The sequence below is a fragment of the Actinoallomurus acaciae genome (assembly GCF_042429965.1).
GTDB classification, from domain to species: domain Bacteria; phylum Actinomycetota; class Actinomycetes; order Streptosporangiales; family Streptosporangiaceae; genus Actinoallomurus; species Actinoallomurus acaciae.
Genome location: NZ_JBHLZP010001071.1, coordinates 1 through 1,181 on the forward strand (window position 1 = coordinate 1; position 1,181 = coordinate 1,181).

The 1,181-nt window shown below is 65.3% G+C and carries 1 protein-coding gene; it reads right to left on the bottom strand.

Going from position 1 to position 1,181, the window contains the following annotated elements; translation table 11 throughout:
- Positions 1 to 1,109, bottom strand: a 1,109-nt coding sequence (locus ACFFNX_RS50545; RefSeq protein ID WP_378213639.1) for an IS630 family transposase, incomplete at its 3' end; no start/stop codon positions are given.
- Positions 1,110 to 1,181: the final 72 nt, after the last annotated feature.

A 1,181-nucleotide genomic window follows, 5' to 3' on the forward strand; every position in this document is an offset into this window, starting at 1 on the left:
ATGTCGCGTAGGTGTTTGTCGGCGGCGTGTTTGTTCCGCCAGATGATGTAGCGGCGGATCATGCTGCCCTGTTCCTTATGGCTGGCATGGCCGGTGCCGTCCAGGGCGAAGTAGCGCAGCGCGGTGAACTGGGCCTCGATCCGGTTGAGGTAGGAGGAGTTGGTCGGGGTGTAGGCGGTCTCGACGTTGTTGGCCTCGGACCAGTCCGCGACCCGGTGGCAGCGTTTGGTGGTCAGGTGCGGGGAGTAGTTGTCGCACACGATCGCGATGCGGACGGTCGCGGGGAGCAGGCTGCGTGGATAGCGGCAGAACTCCAGGAACTTCGACCGGTTCTTGGTCTTCTTGATGTGCCCGTACGGCTTGTCGGCGGCCAGGTCGTAGGCGGCGAATAGGTGCCGGACCCCATGCGGACGGGTGTAAGTCGCCCGCCGCCTGGGCCGGGGCTCGCGGTCGGGGTCTTTGTGATGGCCGCCGCGTTCGGTCCACTGCCTGCCCGGGTGGGGCTGGAGGTTGAGCGGGCCGAACTCATCCATACAAAACACCACCTCCGGTTCGCCATCGTCGGGAATGATCTCCCCATCGGCGATCGCATACAGGTGTTCCACCCGCGCTTTCTTGGCCGCATGGTCGGGGTCCCGGGAGGCCTTCCAGGTCTTTACGCGTTGAAACGAGACGCCTTCCTCGCGGAGCAGGATGCGCAGGCCCTCGTGGCTGATGTCGTCGACCACCCCCTCGGCGACCAGGAAGTCGGCCAGCTTGGCCAGGCTCCAGGCCGAAAACGGCAAGCCGTGCTCGGCCGGCTTGGACTTGGCAATCCTCTTGATCTCCCGGCGTTCGGCCAGGGTGAACCTCTTCGGCCTGCCGCCCTTGTACTTGGGGTAGAGCGAGTCGAAGCCGTCGGCGTTGAAGTTATGAATCACATCCCGGACCCGATCGGGACTGGTGAACGTCACCTCAGCGATCTTGGCCACGCTCATCCCCTGCGCGGACAGCAACACCATCTGCGCCCGCCGCCAGGTCACCACCGAACCCGTGCCCCTGCGGATGATCCGCAGCAGCCGTCCGCCTTCACCCTCATCGATCTCACGCACCCGCACCCGTTCCGCCACCCGCACAGACTGGACGCCAGATACAGGCGGGAGCCAGCACCCACACGGCGCATCACCACAACAGGGCGAACG